At 64.3% G+C, this 18,511-nt stretch carries 22 protein-coding genes and 1 riboswitch; of the genes, 15 read left to right on the plus strand and 7 right to left on the minus strand.

The annotated features are described in order from the left end of the window. Positions 1-48 precede the first annotated feature (48 nt). From AC13EY_RS03365 to AC13EY_RS03425, 13 genes are all read left to right on the plus strand, one after another. On the plus strand, positions 49-474 hold the full coding sequence (locus tag AC13EY_RS03365; RefSeq protein WP_228245667.1) for a secondary thiamine-phosphate synthase enzyme YjbQ: 426 nt from the start codon (positions 49-51) through the stop codon (positions 472-474). A gap of 216 nt (positions 475-690) precedes the next feature. Beyond that, a riboswitch (guanidine-I (ykkC/yxkD leader) is annotated at positions 691-795 on the plus strand. A 55-nt stretch (positions 796-850) separates the two neighbouring features. Next, the gene (locus AC13EY_RS03370; protein WP_228245668.1) at positions 851-1,858 is read left to right on the plus strand and encodes an ABC transporter substrate-binding protein; all 1,008 of its coding nucleotides are present in this window, start codon (positions 851-853) and stop codon (positions 1,856-1,858) included. A 51-nt stretch (positions 1,859-1,909) separates the two neighbouring features. Beyond that, positions 1,910-2,935, plus strand: a complete 1,026-nt coding sequence (locus AC13EY_RS03375; RefSeq protein ID WP_228245669.1) for a fatty acid desaturase family protein — start codon at positions 1,910-1,912, stop codon at positions 2,933-2,935. Beyond that, positions 2,932-3,723: an SDR family NAD(P)-dependent oxidoreductase gene (locus AC13EY_RS03380; RefSeq protein ID WP_228245670.1), complete on the plus strand. Its 792-nt coding sequence runs from the start codon at positions 2,932-2,934 to the stop codon at positions 3,721-3,723. Before AC13EY_RS03375 ends, AC13EY_RS03380 begins: the two co-directional genes overlap by 4 nt. Continuing rightward, positions 3,723-4,478 carry an SDR family NAD(P)-dependent oxidoreductase gene (locus AC13EY_RS03385; RefSeq protein WP_228245671.1) on the plus strand — a complete coding sequence of 252 codons (756 nt, stop codon included), beginning with the start codon at positions 3,723-3,725 and terminating at the stop codon, positions 4,476-4,478. The genes AC13EY_RS03380 and AC13EY_RS03385 overlap by 1 nt, the downstream gene beginning before the upstream one ends. After that, positions 4,478-5,359: a DMT family transporter gene (locus tag AC13EY_RS03390; protein WP_228245672.1), complete on the plus strand. Its 882-nt coding sequence runs from the start codon at positions 4,478-4,480 to the stop codon at positions 5,357-5,359. The genes AC13EY_RS03385 and AC13EY_RS03390 overlap by 1 nt, the downstream gene beginning before the upstream one ends. Beyond that, on the plus strand, positions 5,359-6,129 hold the full coding sequence (locus tag AC13EY_RS03395; RefSeq protein WP_228245673.1) for a creatininase: 771 nt from the start codon (positions 5,359-5,361) through the stop codon (positions 6,127-6,129). Before AC13EY_RS03390 ends, AC13EY_RS03395 begins: the two co-directional genes overlap by 1 nt. A 1-nt stretch (position 6,130) precedes the next feature. Beyond that, positions 6,131-6,778 carry a cysteine hydrolase family protein gene (locus tag AC13EY_RS03400; RefSeq protein WP_228245674.1) on the plus strand — a complete coding sequence of 216 codons (648 nt, stop codon included), beginning with the start codon at positions 6,131-6,133 and terminating at the stop codon, positions 6,776-6,778. Next, positions 6,775-7,557 carry an N-acyl homoserine lactonase family protein gene (locus AC13EY_RS03405; RefSeq protein ID WP_228245675.1) on the plus strand — a complete coding sequence of 261 codons (783 nt, stop codon included), beginning with the start codon at positions 6,775-6,777 and terminating at the stop codon, positions 7,555-7,557. The genes AC13EY_RS03400 and AC13EY_RS03405 overlap by 4 nt, the downstream gene beginning before the upstream one ends. Then, positions 7,554-8,312, plus strand: coding sequence for a hypothetical protein (locus AC13EY_RS03410; protein ID WP_228245676.1), 759 nt, complete (start codon positions 7,554-7,556; stop codon positions 8,310-8,312). Before AC13EY_RS03405 ends, AC13EY_RS03410 begins: the two co-directional genes overlap by 4 nt. Further along, positions 8,309-9,151, plus strand: coding sequence for an ABC transporter permease (locus AC13EY_RS03415; protein WP_228245677.1), 843 nt, complete (start codon positions 8,309-8,311; stop codon positions 9,149-9,151). The genes AC13EY_RS03410 and AC13EY_RS03415 overlap by 4 nt, the downstream gene beginning before the upstream one ends. A gap of 4 nt (positions 9,152-9,155) precedes the next feature. After that, a complete protein-coding gene (locus tag AC13EY_RS03420; RefSeq protein ID WP_228245678.1) occupies positions 9,156-9,998 on the plus strand; it encodes an ABC transporter ATP-binding protein in 843 nt (280 codons plus the stop codon). Positions 9,999-10,106: 108 nt separating this feature from the next. Next, positions 10,107-10,424: a hypothetical protein gene (locus tag AC13EY_RS03425; RefSeq protein WP_088276279.1), complete on the plus strand. Its 318-nt coding sequence runs from the start codon at positions 10,107-10,109 to the stop codon at positions 10,422-10,424. Between the two features lie 18 nt (positions 10,425-10,442). On the opposite strand, the gene AC13EY_RS03430 is transcribed toward AC13EY_RS03425, so the two are convergent. The 6 genes from AC13EY_RS03430 to lptM are packed head-to-tail and all read right to left on the minus strand — an operon-like array spanning position 10,443 to position 14,991. Beyond that, positions 10,443-11,153, minus strand: a complete 711-nt coding sequence (locus tag AC13EY_RS03430; RefSeq protein ID WP_228245679.1) for an HAD family hydrolase — start codon at positions 11,151-11,153, stop codon at positions 10,443-10,445. Further along, on the minus strand, positions 11,150-12,073 hold the full coding sequence (gene xerC / locus AC13EY_RS03435; protein WP_474121113.1) for a tyrosine recombinase XerC: 924 nt from the start codon (positions 12,071-12,073) through the stop codon (positions 11,150-11,152). Before xerC ends, AC13EY_RS03430 begins: the two co-directional genes overlap by 4 nt. Beyond that, positions 12,057-12,761 (minus strand): DUF484 family protein, encoded by a 705-nt coding sequence (locus AC13EY_RS03440; protein ID WP_285677322.1) that lies wholly within the window; start codon positions 12,759-12,761, stop codon positions 12,057-12,059. The genes xerC and AC13EY_RS03440 overlap by 17 nt, the downstream gene beginning before the upstream one ends. After that, the gene (dapF, locus tag AC13EY_RS03445) at positions 12,758-13,588 is read right to left on the minus strand and encodes a diaminopimelate epimerase (RefSeq protein ID WP_088276275.1); all 831 of its coding nucleotides are present in this window, start codon (positions 13,586-13,588) and stop codon (positions 12,758-12,760) included. Before dapF ends, AC13EY_RS03440 begins: the two co-directional genes overlap by 4 nt. Position 13,589: 1 nt before the next feature. Beyond that, entirely contained in the window at positions 13,590-14,843 is a 1,254-nt protein-coding gene (gene lysA, locus AC13EY_RS03450) for a diaminopimelate decarboxylase (RefSeq protein WP_233048775.1), read from the minus strand. 7 nt (positions 14,844-14,850) lie between these two features. After that, positions 14,851-14,991, minus strand: a complete 141-nt coding sequence (gene lptM / locus AC13EY_RS03455; protein ID WP_103904635.1) for an LPS translocon maturation chaperone LptM — start codon at positions 14,989-14,991, stop codon at positions 14,851-14,853. A 122-nt stretch (positions 14,992-15,113) separates the two neighbouring features. Between lptM and cyaY the strand changes: the two genes are divergently transcribed. Together cyaY and AC13EY_RS03465 are read left to right on the plus strand one after the other, a co-directional pair. Continuing rightward, complete coding sequence (gene cyaY / locus AC13EY_RS03460) at positions 15,114-15,458, plus strand: iron donor protein CyaY (protein ID WP_233048776.1); 345 nt, start codon at positions 15,114-15,116, stop codon at positions 15,456-15,458. Further along, entirely contained in the window at positions 15,455-15,652 is a 198-nt protein-coding gene (locus tag AC13EY_RS03465) for a DUF1289 domain-containing protein (RefSeq protein ID WP_088276270.1), read from the plus strand. The genes cyaY and AC13EY_RS03465 overlap by 4 nt, the downstream gene beginning before the upstream one ends. A 12-nt stretch (positions 15,653-15,664) precedes the next feature. On the opposite strand, the gene AC13EY_RS03470 is transcribed toward AC13EY_RS03465, so the two are convergent. Beyond that, positions 15,665-18,505, minus strand: a complete 2,841-nt coding sequence (locus AC13EY_RS03470; RefSeq protein ID WP_233048777.1) for a class I adenylate cyclase — start codon at positions 18,503-18,505, stop codon at positions 15,665-15,667. Between the last annotated feature and the right edge of the window lie 6 nt (positions 18,506-18,511).

Consider the following 18,511-nt stretch of genomic DNA (forward strand, 5'->3'; position numbering starts at 1 on the left):
ACAGGCAGCGACCATTCTCCGCAACCTGCCAGCAAGGACCCTTCTGCTATGTGGCTGCAGCGCAGCATTGCTCTCAAGCCCCGCGCGCGGGGCTTTCACCTGATCGATGACGAGATTCTGCGTGCGCTGCCAGAGCTGACCGAGGTGCGCGTGGGGCTGCTGCATCTGTGGCTGCAACACACCTCGGCGTCGCTGACTGTCAACGAGAACGCCGATCCGCTGGTACGCGGCGACTTCGAGGCGTTCTTCCGGCGCGCGGTGCCGGATGACGCCCCCTACTTCAAGCATACCTACGAAGGCCCGGACGACATGACAGCGCATATCAAGTCGAGCCTGCTGGGTGTGCAACTGACCCTGCCGGTAACTGCGAGCAGACTCGCCGTTGGCACCTGGCAAGGTCTCTATCTCGGGGAACACCGGGAGCATGCCGGCAGTCGCCGGGTGCTGGCAACCTTGCAGGGACAGTGCGACTGAACCGGGTGCATCCCGGGGCGCTCGCCCCAAATCAGGGCGAATTTGAGTGACGTCAGGTGACCATTGCATCAGCGCCGTCGCCAGCGATGCTCGCAACTGGCTGATAAATAGATCATTTCCGACAGGTATCAAAAAGCTGGCACCAACCGTGCATTGAGTCTCAGTGAAACGGGATGAGTCGTCATTGACTCATGACGCATCACACACTGGAGTGGTACTCAGGCGAACTAGGGTTCCGGCTTGCGTGGCAAGTGTCTGGTCCGAGAGTTTTCCGGCTCTCAAGGAATGAGGGCTACACGGCGGGATAAAAGCCCGGGAGACCGTCATGACGACGTTGTCCCCGTGCGCCTTTTCTCACTGTGTAGGAGTTGTACCCATGACCGCCCCACGCTTCAGCTTTGTCCGCAAGTCCCTGGCCGGCATCAGTCTGGCTGCCGCTGCCGCCCTGTCTCCTGTTGCCGCACACGCCGCCGACTCCATGACCATCGGTACGGTTGTGTGGGCCGGTTACGGTCCGTTCTATGTGGCTGACAAACTCGATCTGTACGACCAGTTTGGTCTGGATGTCGAGCTGCAGTTCTTCAATGACCCGGCGTTGCTGCCGTCTGCCATGGCGGGTAACGCTGTCGATGGCGCGATGCTGACCTACGACCAGGTGGTCGGTTCGGTGGCCAAGGGCCTGCCGCACCGGGTGGTCATGCCGATCGACTTCTCCTACGGCGGTGACGCCATCGTTGCCGACAAATCCATCACCAGCATTGCCGATTTCAAGGGCAAACAGGTGGGTTTCAACCCGCTGTCACCGTCCGACTTTCTGCTGGCCTACGCGCTGCAGATCAACGGCATGGGCGAGAAGGACATTCAGTCGGTCAACATGACGCCTGAAGGCATTCCCAGCGCCATGGCTTCCGGCAGCCTGCCGATTGGCGTGACCTACGAGCCGAACGTATCGCAGATCCTCGCCATGGGCGGCGGCGACAAATTCCACGTGGTGTATTCCTCCAAGGACGCACCGGGCCTGATCACCGACGTGCTGGCCTTCACCGAAGAGCAGATCGAGGAAAACCCCGAAGCCATCACCGCCATGATCAAGGGCTATCAGGCCGGCCTGGAATACATGCAGGCGCACCCGGAAGAGAGCGCAGAGATCATCGGCAAGGTGCTGGGCGTGAGCGGTGCCGAGGCGCTGGAGCAGATGGAAGGCGTCTACAACATTCCGCTTGCCGAGATGGGCCAGAACTTTGTCGAGTCCAGCGAAACCACGTCGTTTTATGGCAGTGGTGCGGTGATCGCCGACCTGCTGCTGAAGAACAAGCAGATCCCGGCGATCCCGGATTTTGCCGACACCTTTGACGCCAGTTTTGTCACTGAGCTTACCCAGTAAGACCACGGGCAGGCGCTTGCGCCTGCCCTGATCGGGACTTGCGGAGGAATCATGTCCACGTCCAAACCACTTTACCGTTACGCCGATGGCCGGGTCTGGAACAGTCTGGCGATCGCCTACAGCGTCGGCGGCTACCTGATCGGCCTCGGTCTGCTGCTGACCCCGTTCTGGCTGGCCAAGCTGGGCGGGCTGCTGTTGCTGGCGCACGCGATGATCATCGGCGCCTACCTGATTCACGAATTTGCCCACGGCACCATTTTCAGCAAGCCTGCCCACAACGCGCTGGCCGGCGAGGTTTTCAGCTGGATGACCGGCGGCTGCTACGCCGACTTTCAGGATCTGCGGCGCAAGCACATGCGCCATCACGTCGATCGCGCCGACGTCATCACCTTCGACAGCAAGGCATTCATCAACGGCCTGCCGAACTGGGCACGCAAGCTGATTCTCGCGCTTGAGTGGGCGTATATCCCGGCGGTTGAGCTGATCATGCATTTCTACGTGGTGCTGCTGCCGTTTATCAGCCAGAGCGAGAAACACCGTGCCCGCCGCGGCAAGGTGCTGACGGTGCTGCTGATCCGTACCGCGCTGTTTGCCCTGCTCGGCTGGCTGTCGTTCAGTGCGCTGGTGCTCTACTGCGTTGCCTGGCTGATCATGGTCACCGTGCTGCGGTTTGCCGATGCCTACCAGCACACCTACGACGCCTTCGCCGTGCTGGAAGAGGACGGCAAGATCCCGGCCGACAAGCTGCGTGACCGCGCTTATGAGCAGCTCAACACTTTCAGCAATGTGGTGTCGCTGCGCTGGCCGTCGCTCAACCTGCTGCTGCTCAACTTTGCCTATCACAACGCCCATCACGAGAAGCCGGTCGCGCCCTGGTATCGCCTGCCCAAACTGCACGAAGAGCTGTACGGCGATGCCTACCGTCAGGTAGTGCCGATGAGCGAGCTGCTCAGCAGCTTCCACCGCCACCGGGTGCGCCGGGTGCTGAGCGATGACTACGGTGAATTCGTTGATGGTCCCAAGCGTGCCGAGAACTTCTACGGCGCGGTGGGCGTGTCCTTCCTGACGGCGGTATGAATATGCAGACGCTGGATTATCAGGGCCGCACCGTGGTGATTACCGGCGCCGCCAGTGGCATCGGTCTGGGCCTGGCGCAGGCCTTTGCCGCGCAGGGCGCGCGGCTGGAGCTGGTCGACCGCAATGCACAGGCGCTGGCGGCTACCGTCGAGCAGCTCTCGGCGGTGACCCAGGTGCACGGCCGGGTGCTGGATCTGAACGACGACGCGGCGGTGGCCGATTACGCCAGCCGACTGGGCCAGCGTCAGCCGCAGGTGGATGTGTTGATCAATAACGCCGGCATGGAACAGCCAACGCCGCTCAGTGATAGCGCCGCCGACGCCAACCGGCGCTGGCAGCACCAGCTGGATAACAACGTGGTGTCGATGCTGCGCCTGACCCGCGCACTGCTGCCGCTGCTGGGCAAGGGCAGCAGCGTGATCAACCAGTCCTCGATCTGGGGGCTGAGTGCCGTGGCCGGATTCTCCGCCTACGTTGCCAGCAAGCACGCGGTGATCGGCCTGACCCGCTCACTGGCGTGGGAGCTCGGCGGGCAGGGTATTCGCGTCAATGCCGTGTGCCCCGGCTGGGTCGGCACCGACGCAGCCATGGCGTCCCTGCGCAATATGGCGCAGGGCAGCGGCCGCAGTGAGGCCGAGGAGCTGGAGCACATCCTCGCCGCGCAGGCGATCCCTGAATTGCTGACGCCTGCCGATCTGGCCGGCACCTTTCTGTTTCTCGGCGCGCCGGCCTCGGCCGCCATTACCGGGCAGGCCATCGTGGTCAGTCGCGGGGAGGTCATGCACTGATGTTGAAGGTCGAGTTGAAAGGCCAGCGCATTCTGGTCACCGGCGCCGCTACCGGTATCGGCCGCGCCTGCGCGCTGATGCTGGCGGGGCAGGGCGCCGAAGTCTGGATCAACCATCTGGGCCAGGCCGGTGCCAGCGCTGATCTGGTGGAGCAGATTCGCGCGGTTGGCGGCCGCGCGGTGGCGATCGAGGCGGATGTCAGCGACCCGGATGCGGTGGAGGAAATGTTCGCCTGCATCACCGCCACCGGCCCGCTGCACGGGCTGGTAAATAACGCCGGAATCATTCAGGAGCAGGGCTTTCTGGACACCTCGGAAGACGACTGGCGGCGGATCATGGCGGTCGATCTGGATGGTGTTTATCGCTGCTGCCGCTGTGCGCTGGAAAGCATGAGTGGGGCGGGCCGCGGGGCCATCGTCAATATCGCTTCCGAGCTGGGTCAGCTGGGGCGCGAAAACTATGTTGCCTACTGCACCGCCAAGGCCGGCGTGATCGGCATGACCAAGGCGCTGGCGCGCGAGTTTGCGCCCGCTATTCGCATCAACGCGGTGGCGCCCGGCCCGGTGGAAACCGCGATGGTCTCGCTGGAGCACATGAGCGAAGAGTGGATTGCCAGGGAGCTGGCCATTCCGGCCGCGCGCCTCGGCCAGCCGGAGGAGATTGCTGCGGCGGTCTGCTTCCTGCTGTCGCCGGCAGCGAGTTTCTTTACCGGGCAGGTGCTCGGCGCCAACGGTGGCGCCTGGATGGGTGGCTGATGCTGCGTCCGGAATGGGTACTGATTCTGGCAACGGTGCTCTGGGGCACCAGCTGGCTGCCGCTGCAGGCGTTCGCGGCGCAGGGTATTGATGGCTTTCCCATGGTGCTGGCCAGCTACGGCCTGATCGCAGTGTTTGCCCTGCCGCTGCTGTATTGGCAGCGCGCCGGCTGGTGGCAGCAGCGCTGGGGGGTGCTGGGCATCGTGCTGTTTGGCGGTTGGGCGAACGCGGCGCTGCTGTCATCGCTGTCGCTGGCCGAGGATCTGGTGCGGGTGATGCTGCTGTTCTATCTGGCGCCGGTGTGGGGCGTGCTCGGCGGCTGGCTGCTGCTGCGTGAACGGCTGACCGCGCTGCGTGTCGCCGCACTGGTGCTGGCGCTCGCGGGCATCGCCCTGACGCTGGGCGTCAATGCGCAAACCTTCGCCAGCCTCACCGCGATCGACTGGCTGGCGCTGAGCGCCGGATTGGGCTTCGCCCTGAACAACCTGGCGACGCGGGCGGCGGATCGGGTGCCGATGTTGAGCAAAACGGTCGCCGCCTTCGTTGGCAGCAGCCTGTTTGCCGGTGCCGCCTGCCTGCTGTTCGCCAAGGGGTTGCCGGCGCTGGCGTCGACGACCTGGCTGTGGATCGCACTGTTTGCGGTGGGTTGGCTGCTGCTCGCCACCCTGGGCGCGCAATACGGCGTGACCCACCTGGAGGCCAGCCGCGCAGCCGTGCTGGTGGTATTCGAATTGATCGCCGCCGTGTTGTCGGTGGCCTGGTTCAACGATGAGGTGATCGCACCGCGCACCTGGCTGGGGGCCGGCATGGTCACGCTGGCGGCGGTGATGGCCGGCTGGCCCGAGCGTTCACCCGCGCAACTGACGAGGAGTACGTCCTGATGGCAAGTGTCTATATGGATCAGATCAGCTGGGTCGAATACCGGCAACGGGTCGAGCAGGGTGCGGTGGTGTTTCTGCCCTGCGGCGCGACCGAGCAGCACGGCCCGCACCTGCCGCTGGGCACCGATGCGTTGCTGTCGACCGCATTGAGCGCCGATGTGGCGGCGCAGATTGGTGGCATCGTCGCCCCGGCGCTGGCCTACGGCTACAAGTCGCAGCCCAAGTGCGGCGGCGGTCAGCATTTCTGCGGCACCACCAGCCTTGACGGCGCGACTCTGATTGCGCTGGTGCAGGATGCGGTACGCGAGTTTGCCCGTCATGGCGTGAAGCGCCTGGTGCTGGTGCTGGGGCATTACGAGAACACCTGGTTTGTTACCGAGGGCATCCAGCTGGCGCTGCGCGAGCTGGGGCCGGCCTGTGATCTTGAAGTCATGCGCCTGGAGCACTGGGACTTCTGCAAGGAAGAGACGCTGGACGATATCTTCCCCGATGGTTTCCCCGGCTTTGCGCTGGAGCACGCCGCGGTGATCGAAACCTCGCTGATGCTGCATTACCTGCCGCATCTGGTCAGCCTCGACAAAATCCCGAACGACCCGCCGGCCGACTTTCCGCCCTACGACATGTACCCGACCCGCACCGAGTGGGTGCCACCGTCCGGAGTGCTGTCCTCGGCGCTGGGGTCGACCGCAGAGAAGGGCGCACGCATGGCTGACGACATCGTCACCGGCATCGCCGCTGCGGTGCGTCACGAATTCAAGCTGGAGGCCTGAGATGCTGCCGCTGTTGCCGTCACGTACCGCGCTGCTGCTGATCGACATGCAGCGCGACTTCTGCGCCCTCGGCGGTTACGCCGATCAGGCCGGGCTGGATATCGCCTGCCTGCGCGCGCCGATTCCGGCTCAGCAGCGCCTGCTTGCAGCGGCGCGGGCCAGCGGCATGTTGGTGGTACATACCCGCGAAGGGCACCGCCCGGATTTGTCCGACCTGCCCGACTGGAAACGCATCCGCGCCGAGCGCAGCGGCGCGCCGATTGGCGCAGCAGGCCCGCTCGGTCGGCTGCTGGTGCGTGGCGAGTACGGCCATGACCTGATCGACGAGCTGCAGCCGCAGGTCGGAGAGCCGGTGATCGACAAGCCCGGCTACTGCGCCTTTGCCGCCACCGACCTGGAACTGATCCTGCGCAGCCGCGGTATCGACACGCTGATCATCACCGGGGTAACCACCGAGGTCTGTGTCAGCTCGACCCTGCGCAGCGCGATTGACCGCGGCTTCAACTGTCTGACCGTCAGCGACGCCTGCGCGTCTGCGCATCCCGAGCTGCACGCCGCCGCGTTGGCGATGATTGGCGTCGAGGGCGGCATCTTTGGCGAAGTCTGTGACAGTGCGGCGCTGCTCAGCGCCCTGCGGGAGGCAGCATGACTCAGGTGCAGAAACTCTGGCCGTTGCTGACCGCCACCCACCATTACGACAAGTCAATCTCGACCCGTGGCCGTGGCCACGGCGTACAGATCGAGGCGCCGATTCTGGCCTTTCTGATCGAGACCAGACAGGGCCGGGTGCTGTTCGACGTCGGCTGCGACTACAACAAGCTGAGCGATCCAACGCTGCGCGCCCGCTGGTACGACCCGGTGGAGTTTCCCATGGGGCCGCCGCAGATGAGCGAAGAGCAGCGACTGGAAGCGCATCTGGCCAAGCTCGGGCTGACCTGCAAGGACATCGACATGGTGTTTCTCAGCCACCTGCATTTTGATCACGCCGGTGGCCTGTGCGACGTCTGCGGCGCCGAAGTGCATGTCCACGAAGACGAGTTGCACGCTGCCCGTGAACCAGCGGACAACGCCTACTTCGCCGATGACTTTACCGGCAACGTGCGCTGGCGCCTGCAGCAGGACGAGTACGATCTGCTGCCCGGCCTGCGGGCGATCAACACGCCGGGCCACACCGCCGGGCACATGTCGCTGATGATCGAACTGCCGACCGGTGCGCCGGTGATCCTCACCGGTGATGCCGCCGACCTGACTGAAAACCTCGATGATGAAATCGCGCCCGGCCTGTGCTGGCGCGACCGCGAGGACATGGCGCTGGACAGCATCCGCAAGCTGAAACGCATCGCCGGCGAGACCGGCGCCGAGCTGTGGCCCAACCACGACATGGTGTTCTGGCGCACCCTCAAACGCTTCCCGGAGTACCACGCATGAACGCCGTTCCCGAGGCCTATCACGGCGTCTGGCAGCGCACCCTGCTGCGTCTGTCCGACGGCACCGAGGACATCGCAACCCGGGTGTTCTGGCTGCAGAGTGCGCATCTGCACGCGGACCTGCGGATTCCCGATCCGACACCGAAACTGCCGTTTGAGCGCGCTGCACAGGCGGGCTTTGCCGGCCTGACCGAGGCCACTTCTGGCCGTTGCCAGTGGCACCGCATCATCGATTTCCACCCGGACAGCGGCACTGACATCGGCAACATGCAGTTTGTCAGCAGCGATGAGGTTCACGAGAGCGCACTGAACGGCAGCTATCTGGAAATCTGGCGCCGTTTGCCGGACTCGTGCGGCCCGGTCGCAGAAACCTGGCTGCTGAGCGCCGACGGCTCCGGTCGTCAGGCCTGCCTGCTGCGCGCCGGTGACTACTTTATGTTCGCCGCGGACCGCCCCGTGCGCCTGGGCCGTGGCCGTTCACTGTCCGAATACCTGCAACACGACTGTGCACGCAGCGCTGAACACCTGCTTGGCTGCGAGCTGACCTTCGGCCGTATTCAGGGCGGCGAGCGGCCCTGGCAGATTTTGTTCAGCACCTTGCCCGCCGCCACCGGCGGCCTGTTTTCCGTACCCGCCGATCCGGCGCGCTGGGATGCGCTGCCGGTCGGCTGGCTCGGTATCTATCCACCCGAGAATGGCTGGCGCCCGACCTCGTTGCCGCGCCTGCAGCACCTCACCACGGAGACACTGGTATGAACGCACCAGCCCCCCTACCCGAAACCCCCGCGGTTGCAGTCAAGCACAAACCCCGCTCGCGCTGGTGGGTCGTGCGCGGCAGCCTGTCCTCACGCACCAGTGCCCTGCTGACCGCCGTTGGCCTGGCAGCGCCGTTTTTCATCTGGTGGCTCTACAGCGCGCTGGGTCTGAATGACCCGCTGTTCATGCCGGGCCCCGGCGCGGTGCTGGAACGCGTTGTCAGCTGGTGGCAGGAGGATGGTCTGTGGGACGACATCTGGATCAGCGTCTACCGGGTCATGGCCGGCTTTCTGCTCTCGGCGATGATCGCGCTGCCGTTGGGGCTGTATCTGGGCACCTACAAGCCGGTGCAGGCAACGCTGGAGCCATTGATCGACTTTATCCGCTATATGCCGGCGGTCGCCTTTATTCCGCTGGTAATGCTCTGGGTCGGGATCGGCGAGGGCTCGAAGATTCTGATCATCTTTATCGGGACCTTCTTTCAGATGGTGCTGATGGCCGCAGAAGACATTCGCCGGGTGCCGATGGCGCAGATTGAAGCAGCGCAGACCATGGGCGCCTCGCGCAGCGAAATCATCCGCCTGGTGGTACTGCCCTCGGCCCGTCCGGCCTTGCTCGATACCCTGCGCATCACCTGCGGCTGGGCCTGGACCTATCTGGTGGTGGCCGAACTGGTGGCCTCCAACTCGGGCCTTGGGTACGCCATTCTGCGCGCCCAGCGCTACATGCACACCGACAAGATTTTCGCCGGCATCCTGCTGATCGGCCTCATCGGTCTGCTGACCGACCAGGCGTTCCGCTGGCTGGGTCGCCGCGCCTTCCACTGGCAGAAGAGGTAAGCCCATGGACCAGTCCTGTATCAGCATTCGCAACGTGGGCAAGCAGTTCGCCGCCCGCAACCAGACCATCGAGGCGCTGCGCGACGTCAACCTCGAAGTGCAGCCCAACGAGTTCATTACCTTTGTCGGCGCTTCCGGCTGCGGCAAGTCGACCCTGCTGCGCATCATGGCCGGGCTGGAAACCCACAGCAGCGGCGACATTCTGCTGCGTGGCGAGCCGATTGACGGCCCTGGTGTGGACCGCGCCATGGTCTTCCAGCACTACAGTCTCTACCCGTGGCTGACGGTCACCGAGAACATCAAGTTCTGCCGCCAGCTCAAGGTCATCGCCGACTCGGTACACAGCCAGTCCGACGTCGAGGCTGCCAGCGGCCGCGCCGATGCGCTGCTTAATCTGATGGGGCTGAAGAACTTTGCCGGTGCCTATCCCAGTCAGTTGTCCGGCGGCATGCAGCAGCGGGTGGCGATTGCCCGCGCGCTGATGCCGCGGCCGGATTTTCTGCTGATGGATGAGCCCTTCGGCGCGCTCGATGCGCAGACCCGCGAGGTGATGCACGATCTGATCCTGCACGTGCACCGGCTAGAGAAGAGCACCATCCTGTTCGTCACCCACGATGTGGAGGAGGCGATTTATCTGGGCACCCGCATCGTGCTGATGGCGCCGCGCCCGGGTCGGATCGACAGCGTCTACGAGGTGCCGCTGCCCAAGGTGCGGCATCAGGATATGAAGCTGGAGCCGGAATTTATCGCCCTCAAGCGCGAGATTCTGACCCGCATTCGGGAAACGTCCGGGGTGCAGACCGATCTGGATCAGCTGGCGCGCCTGAGCGAGGGAGCTGTTTTATAGGCTGGCCGTCTAGGGCAGGCGCTACAGGCGAAAATTTTTTTTCGCAAGACTAGCCAAATTCCCTCGATGAACTATATATAGCCTGTTTTCCACTGTGAGGATTCAGGCATGAGTGATGATCTGGACGACGATCTGGATGGTATGGACGACTCCGAGGTCGACGATCAGGATGATGTGGTAGACGACAGCGATGACGGTGACGACGGCGAACCGGTTTCCAGCGGCAAGTCGCGCAAGAAGGCATCGTCCTCGGCGGATGACCTGGAAGGGGCGTCGATGGAGGCCAAGGAGCGTGAGCGCGAGATGCTGGCCCGTCAGATCGAAGAATTCATGGCCCGAGGCGGCAAGGTCCAGCAGATTGACGACAACGTCGTCTCTGATCCGCCGAGAAAGCCTGAGAGCAAGTACGGCAGCCGTCCTATCTGACGCTGCCGTAGCCACCGTTCAGCGCTTGGCGTAGCGCTGGTAGCGGTTCAGCCAGGGCGGAATCTCGCTCAGGCAGCGCACTTCGCCATGGGCCCGTTGCTGACCCGCCCAGGCACTACCCTGTGGGTTGAACCACAGGGTATGCATGCCCACATCCAGTGCCCCCTGGATGTCATCACCCGGATGATCGCCAATATGGACCGCCTGCTGCGGCTCGACGCCAGCCCGTTCCAGTGCGGTGACAAAGGGTGCCGGATGCGGCTTGCTCAGGCCCACTTCGTCGGCCGAAACGATAATGCTGAAATAGCGGTCCAGACCCAGCCGGCGCACGTCGGCGTTGCCGTTGGAGATACACGCCAGCTGGTACTGGCGTGACAGCAGTTCCAGCACCAGTTCGGCATGCGGAAAGTATTCCAGCCGGTGCCGTGCGTCGATGAATACCTCGAAGCCTGCCAGCGCCAGTCGCTTTGCCTCGTCCGCTGAATAGCCTGCCTGGCGCAGGCCCAGCTCCAGCACCGCGATGCGCAGGGCTGTGACCCGGTGGCGCAGTTCGGGGTCGGCATCCAGTACCTCGGCCAGCAATGCCTTGCGGGCCTCCTTGTCACGGGCGGCGGTGTAATCCGGTGCCTGCTTGCCAAGCCAGTCGGCCAGCACCCGTTCGGCATTGGCTACCACCGATTCGGTTTCCCACAGGGTGTTGTCGAGGTCAAAGGTCACCAGTTGAATCATTTGTCTGCCTTGCGTTTGGCTCTGGGATGGGCCTGATCATACACCTGCGCCAGGTGCTGGAAATCAAGATGGGTGTAAATCTGGGTGGTGCTGATATCGGCGTGGCCGAGCAGCTCCTGCACGGCGCGCAGGTCGCCGGAGGATTCGAGCATGTGGCTGGCGAAGGAGTGGCGCAGCATGTGCGGGTGCAGATGCTGGCCGATGCGCTCGATGCCGTGACGGCGCAGGCGCAGCTGGATGGCGCGCGGTGTCAGTGCGCTGCCGCGCTGGCTGACGAACACCGGCTGCTGCGCCCCTTTGCGCGTCGGGCGCACGCTGAACCAGTCGCGCAGGGCACGGCGCGCCATGCGCCCGACCGGCAACACGCGGGTCTTGTTGCCCTTGCCGGTTACCCGTACTTCGCCTTGCTGCAGATCGATGTCGGCCATGTCCAGCCCGGCCAGCTCCGACAGCCGCAGGCCGGAGGAGTAGAACAGCTCAAGCATGGCCTGATCGCGGCGCTGCAGCCAGTCGTCTTCACCAGTGTTGTCGAGCAACTGTGCGGTCAGGTCGGCGTCGAGGGTGCGTGGCAGGGTGCGCGGTGCCTTGGGCGCGCGCAGATCCTGTGCCGGGTTCTGGCGGCTGCGCCCTTCGCGCTGGAGAAAGCGGTAAAAGCTGCGAATGGCGCTCAGCAGGCGCTGCAGGCTGCGCGGTGCCAACCCATGCTGATGCTGGCTGGCGATGAAGTGGCGCAGGTGCTGGGTGTCCAGCTGGCCCCAGCCGGGCAAGCTGCGTTCGGACCGGTACAGGTCGAGGCGGAGCAGGTCGTGGCGATAGGCTTCGACGGTACGCGGCGACAGCCTGCGCTCAATGCGCAGGTGATCGAGAAACGCGCTGATGTCAGGGTCGGCGACGCCGGCCGGCTCAGGTGTGGCTTTCATCGGCCAGCGGGCGTTGGCGCAGCAGCACGCGGGCAAGCGCGTCGGCGACGTAGCCCAGAAACAGGGTGCCGGTGGCGCTGCGGTACTGCTGGGGGTCTTCGCTGCCCAGTGCCAGCACGCCATGCAGGCCCTGGTAGCGGATCGGTGCCAGCGCGGTGGAGGCCACCTGTTCGGCTGACTCGGCGAACAGGAAGCTCAGCTCGGCAGGACGCAGCGCACCGGCCAGCGGCTTGTCACTGTCCAGCAGGTGGCCGATGGCCTCCTTGGCCGCCGCGTGGGTGACGCAGTGGGCGTTGCTGTAGCGATCGGCCTCGGTAAACAGGATCAGGCTGACATGGGGTACCTGAAAGTCGGTGCGCAGGCTGTCTTCCAGGGTGGCAATCACCTGATCCGGACTCTGCGCTTCCAGCATGCCGAGAATCAGTCGACGGCTCTTGTCGAACAGTCTGTCGTTCTCGCGGGCGGTGTCCATCAACTGATTGAGCCGATGGCGAACATCGATATTGCGCTCGCGCAGCAGCTTGACCTGACGCTCCACCAGCGACACCGCATGGCCGGCCTCGTGCGGGACGATCAGATCGGCCAGCAGCTCGTCGTGCTCGACGAAGAAGGCCGGGTGGCGACGCAGGAAGTCTGCGACCTGTTCGGCGTTGATCTGTGCCGGCTGCGGTGTCTGCTGTTCCTTCATACGCGGATCTGTCCCTCGTAAACTCGGGTGGCGGGGCCGGTCATCAGTACCGGTTGGCCCGGGCCGGCCCACTCGATCTGCAGGCGGCCGCCGGGCAGATCGATCTGTACCGGTGAGTCGAGCAGGCCGAGGCGGATACCGGCAACGGCAGCAGCGCAGGCGCCGGTGCCGCAGGCCTGGGTCTCGCCGACGCCGCGCTCGTATACCCGCAGACGGGCGTGCTGGCGGTCAACCACCTGCATAAAGCCGGCGTTGACCTTGCGCGGAAAGCGCGGGTGCGCTTCGATCAGGGCGCCAAGGCGCTCCAGTGTGCCGTCGCGCACATCCGATACCAGGGTAACGCAATGCGGGTTGCCCATGGATACGGCGGCGACCTGCAGGGTCTCACCGCCAACCTCGAGGCTGTATTCGCAAGCTTCAGCGTCGGCCTGGAACGGGATCTCGGCCGGCACGAAACGCGGCGCACCCATGTCGACGGTGATCTGCTTGTCGCGGTTTACCTTGAGTACGATCGGGCCGCCGGCGGTTTCGACGTGGATGGTCTGCTTTGCGGTCAGGCGCTTGTCCTGCACGAAGCGGGCAAAGCAGCGCGCACCGTTGCCGCACTGTTCGACTTCGCTGCCGTCGGCGTTGAAAATCCGGTAGCGGAAGTCGGCATCGGGCGTGCTTGGCGGCTCGACCAGCAGCAGCTGGTCAAAACCGACACCGGTGTGGCGGTCGCCCCACTGGCGGATCTGCTTGGCTGACAGCTGGGCGTGCTGGGTGACCAGGTCGATGACCATGAAGTCGTTGCCCAGCCCGTGCATCTTGGTGAATCGCAGCAGCATCTCAGGCCTCGGGCAGCAGTGATTCGCCGGCCAGCAGCTCGCCGACGGTTTCGCGGCGACGGACCAGATGGGTGGTTTCGCCGTCGACCAGGACTTCGGCGGCCCGTGGGCGGGTGTTGTAGTTGGAGCTCATGACAAAGCCGTAGGCACCGGCCGAGCGCACGGCCAGCAGGTCTCCTTCGGCCAGCGCCAGCTCGCGGTCCTTGCCGAGGAAGTCGCCAGTCTCGCAGACCGGGCCGACCAGATCCCAGGTTTGCACGGCAACGTCACTGCGCGGCTTGACCGCATCGATGCCCATCCAGGCGCTGTACAGGGCCGGACGGATCAGGTCGTTCATGGCGCCATCGATGATCGCGAAGTTCTTGTGTTCGGTCGGCTTGAGCAGGTTGACGCGGGTGAGCAGTACACCGGCGTTGGCCACGATCGAGCGGCCCGGCTCGAACACCAGGGTCAGGTCGCGGCCGGCCAGCGCCTCGCGGACCTTGGCCAGGTAGCTGCCGGGGCTCGGCGGCACTTCGTCACGGTAGGTCACGCCGAGGCCACCGCCGAGGTCGAGGTGGCGAATGCTGATGCCTTCCGCTGCCAGACCGTCGATCAGTTGCAGCAGGCGTTGCAGGGCGTCGATAAACGGCGTGTCGTCGGTCAGCTGGGAGCCGATATGGCAATCAACGCCACAGACCTCGATGTGACTCAGCTCGGCGGCGCGGCGGTAGACGGCCGGTGCCTGGGCGATGTCGATGCCGAACTTGTTTTCCTTCAGCCCGGTGGAAATATACGGGTGGGTCTTGGCATCCACATCCGGGTTGACCCGCAGCGAAACCGGGGCCTTGACGTCCAGCTCCGCAGCGACCTGCTGCAGACGCTCCAGCTCGGCGGCGGATTCGACGTTAAAGCAGTGGATACCCACTTCCAAAGCACGGCGCATTTCGGCGGCGGTCTTGCCCAGTCCGGAGAAGACAATCCGGGCCGGATCACCGCCGGCGGCCAGCACGCGCTCCAGTTCGCCACCGGAAACGATGTCGAAGCCGGCACCACGGCGGGCCAGCAGGTTCAGCACGCCCAGGTTGGAGTTGGCCTTGACGGCGAAGCAAACCAGATGGGGAACGCCTTCCAGCGCGCTGTCCCAGGCGTCATAGGCCTGTTCGATGGCAGCACGGGAGTATACGAAGCAGGGCGTATCGTATTGCTCGGCAATAGCGGACAGGGCGACGCCTTCGGCGTAGAGTTCGCCGTTGCGATAATCAAACGCGGTCATGGATGCATCACTTCTCGGTCGATTGCTCGGTGGTCTCGGTTTGGACCGCGGAAGTGGCAGCCGTGTCCTCGGGCAGGTAGAGAGGGCCTTTCTGACCGCAACCGGTGAGAACCAGGAGCGTAAACAGGGCCGCAGCGAATGGCTTCATGTTGAAATCCTTACAGGTAGAATACCCGGCAGTATACCCAGCCACCCGGTCGGACGCATCAGCCAGCGGCCGGGCGGACGGAAAACGGCGCACAGGCGCCCGAGCCAGATGAGAGACAGACAATGCAGGACATGAGCGAAGCGGCATTTCACCAGACCGTGGATCGGGTGCAGGACCTGATCGAGCACGCCCTTGACGGCGGCGACCTGGATCTGGAGATGGAGCACATTGACGGTTCGCTGGTGCTGATACTGCCGGAGGGGCAGCGGCTGGTGGTCGGCCGCCAGCCGGCGTCACGCGAGCTGTGGCTGGCGACTCCGGACCGCACGCTGCACTTCAACTTTGATCCCGAGCGCGGCTGGTTGCATGACAGCGGTGAAGGCACGCTGGGGGAGGTACTGGCTGGCGTGCTGGAAGAGTTCAGTGGTGAAGATGTCGAGCTGGATATCGACGCGGAGTCGTTGTGAGCAGCCGCGGGCGCCAGCCTTCCCCCTGCGTGCGCAAGTGCTGCCTGGACGGCGATCTGTGCATGGGCTGTGGCCGTCTGCTGGATGAAATCCTTGAGTGGGGCAAGGCGTCCGACCGTCGTCAGTGCGAGATCATTGATGCAGCCGCGCAGCGCCGCGCGGCCTGGCAGAATCCCTCCGCCGCATCGCGCTGAGCCCGCCGGACGTCAGGCCAGCGCCTGCATGGCGTCGTTCAATGCCGTTTCCAGCTGCTGCCGATAGCGCAGGTACTGAACGGTCTGCATGCGCCCGCCCGGGTCGATGGCGGACAGGTCCAGATCGGTGATGTAGCACGGATAGGCTTCGCGGTGGCGGCGCTGGCCGAGGATATGGCTCGCCACTTCCCGGTACAGGCGTTCGCCGTACTCCAGCTCGGAGAACTCCCGGTGATCGCAGAAAATGGTGACCCGCGGACCGCGGCTGCCGCCGGGCTCGGCGATCGCCTGGACCGCGTAGATGTCGGGATCCATGCCGCCACGCGGCAGTGGGCGCTGCTCGATGCGCAGCGGATGACCGTCAAGGGCCGGCAGAATGGCGTATACCAGCAGATCCCCTTCGTTCACGCTGCTGTCCAGTGGCTGGTTGGCCTGGCGGCGCTGCCGAATGCTCTGCAGAAACCGCAGCAGCGGCAGCAGCAGGGTCTGTTCGTCGCGGTAGCTCTGGCGTGTGCTCCATAGCGCACCGCGTTCATCCAGCAGGCTGATCTCGGCATAGCCCTGCGGCTTGAGACGGTAGAACAGCTGGATGCGCCCTGGCTGGTCCTGCGGCAGGATCAGCGCCAGATCCTGGCCTTGCAGGGCGTAGTTGTCCAATGCCAGCTTGCTGTAGCGTGGTGTGGGTTTGCCGAGGTAGCGCAGCAGCTGTTCACGGTCGCTGAGGGTCTGCATGCGGATCTGCTCATCCTGCCATTCCAGCGCACGGTAGCCGTTTTGCAACTGCAGCAGGAAGCGCTCTGGCTGACCCGAGAGCAGGTGGTTTGAGGCGTCACGAAACAGCTGCTCTACACGTTCGGCGATCGCGCTGGCCCGGTTGCGGCAGAAACAGCGTACCTCCAGCTCGGGCAGGCGCTGATGTTCGCGACCGCTGGTAAGGTAGTCCTGCAGGGCCTGCATGCAGGCTTCTTCGCCACTGTACTGATGCACCAGCAGCTCGTTCCAGCTGTTGAGGGTGATCTGATCGATGCTCAGAATCAGGTTGTCGCGCATCCCCGAGTAGCCCAGCGCATCGGTATGGCTGCTGATCAGGTGCAGGTTTTTCTGGCTGTTGCCGGGTAGCGGGTCGAGGCCGATATTGACCAGCAGCACTACCTTGCACGGCTCGCTGGCGCGCGACAGGGCGGTTTCGGTGAGTGCCGGCAACGGCAGCGGGAACTGCTGGCGCAGGCAATGCACGATACTGTTGAGTTCGTACTCGGTCAGGGCGCTGTCGCCCGGATGCAGGGCAAAGCGGGTAGCCCCGTCAATCACGCCGTTGCGCTGCCCCCAGGCCAGCAGCTCCAGCAACTGTCTCGACCGTTTCAGTGGCAGATGGTCGCTCAGCTCCTGCACGTTCAGTGTGCCGCGGTAGAGGCTCCAGTAGGGCTCCCCTTCGTCTGCCGACAGGTTCTGGCTGATGGTCAGCACCGGTTCGCTCAAATCCGGGCTGATGCCGGGATTGATGAACTCGATCTTGCCGGCCTTGCGCTCGAAGGCGGCATACAGACGACGGCCGAGCAGTGACAGGTCGCGGGCACTGACCTGATTGATCACATCCTGGCTGCGACCAAACTGCGACAGCAGCCGGTAGCTGTGGGTCAGCTCGTTGACCAGCTGGCGACGTTCGGCGCTGACCTCGCGGATGCGCCACTGGGTGCGGTCGTCCATCTGCTGCAGCTGACGCGGGCCCCAGTGCCACTCGCGCACCAGCTTTTCCATGATATTGCGCTTCCAGTCCATCATGCCGCTGCGCCGGCTCAGGCGCACATTGGCCTTGATGTACAGGCAGCGGCGCACCAGTTCCAGTCGCTCGGATTCGCCGCGGTTGACCAGATAACGCTCCAGTTTGCGGTACAGCATGACGTAGGGGTCCAGCTCGTCCTCGTCCAGCTGACCGGCAAAAATGGCCTGCTTGAAATCCAGACTGAGGCAGCGCACCTGCGGGTGTTCGCTGGAGTACACCTCGGTCAGCAGCAGCTTGAGCACCGATTTGTAGGGCGAGTCGATACCCTTGAACAGTTGCCACAGGCCGGCGCCGACAAATTCGCCGGCGGGAATGCTGGCGACATGGCCGAAGTCGAGGCTGTCGGCCTGCTTGATAAAGCGCTTGCTGATCAGCTGGTCGGTGTAGTGGGCGTAGCGCGCCTCCTCGTATACCGGCACCAGCCACCACAGCGGAAAACGGCCGCCGAGCAAAATGGCGGTGCGATAAAACTCGTCCAGCAGCAGGTAGTGCTGGGTGGTGCCGCAGTCCTCGATGCCGAGGGTGTTCTCACGCGCGCCCTGGGCGAAGTGGGTCGGGTCGACCAGGTGGAAGTGGGCTTCGCAGCTCTGGGTTGCTGCCCAGTCGCTGATCGCCTGACACTTGCGGCTCAGCTCGTCGCGCTGGGCGGCAGACAGATTGGGGGTGTGGCAGACCCAGATATCCAGGTCACTTTGTTCGGATTGGCCGATGGTACCGCCACTGCCCATCAGGTACAGCCCCTGAATGTGCGGCGTGAAGCCTGCGGGATGGCGGCGGTACTGGAAGCTGCGGGTCAGGCTCTGGGCCACCTGCAGGCTGGCGGTTTCCGGTTCGAAATTGGCCAGCCCGCAGGGCGTGTCGCGGGAAACAAAGCCGGGCAACAAGGGATAGTTGACGTCAAACAGCAGCGGAATCAGCTGCAGTACGTTGTACTGCCTGGTGGGCAGTGCCTGCAGAACCCGGCGCAAGCGCGTGGCGTTGAGTGCCATGAAGCGCTTGCGCAGGGTATTCAGAGCCTTGCGGTCAATGCCCTCTTCAATGCGTGGCTGGATTTCACCGTGCGACTGCATGTGGCG

The sequence above is a fragment of the Halopseudomonas sp. L-58 genome (assembly GCF_056859475.1).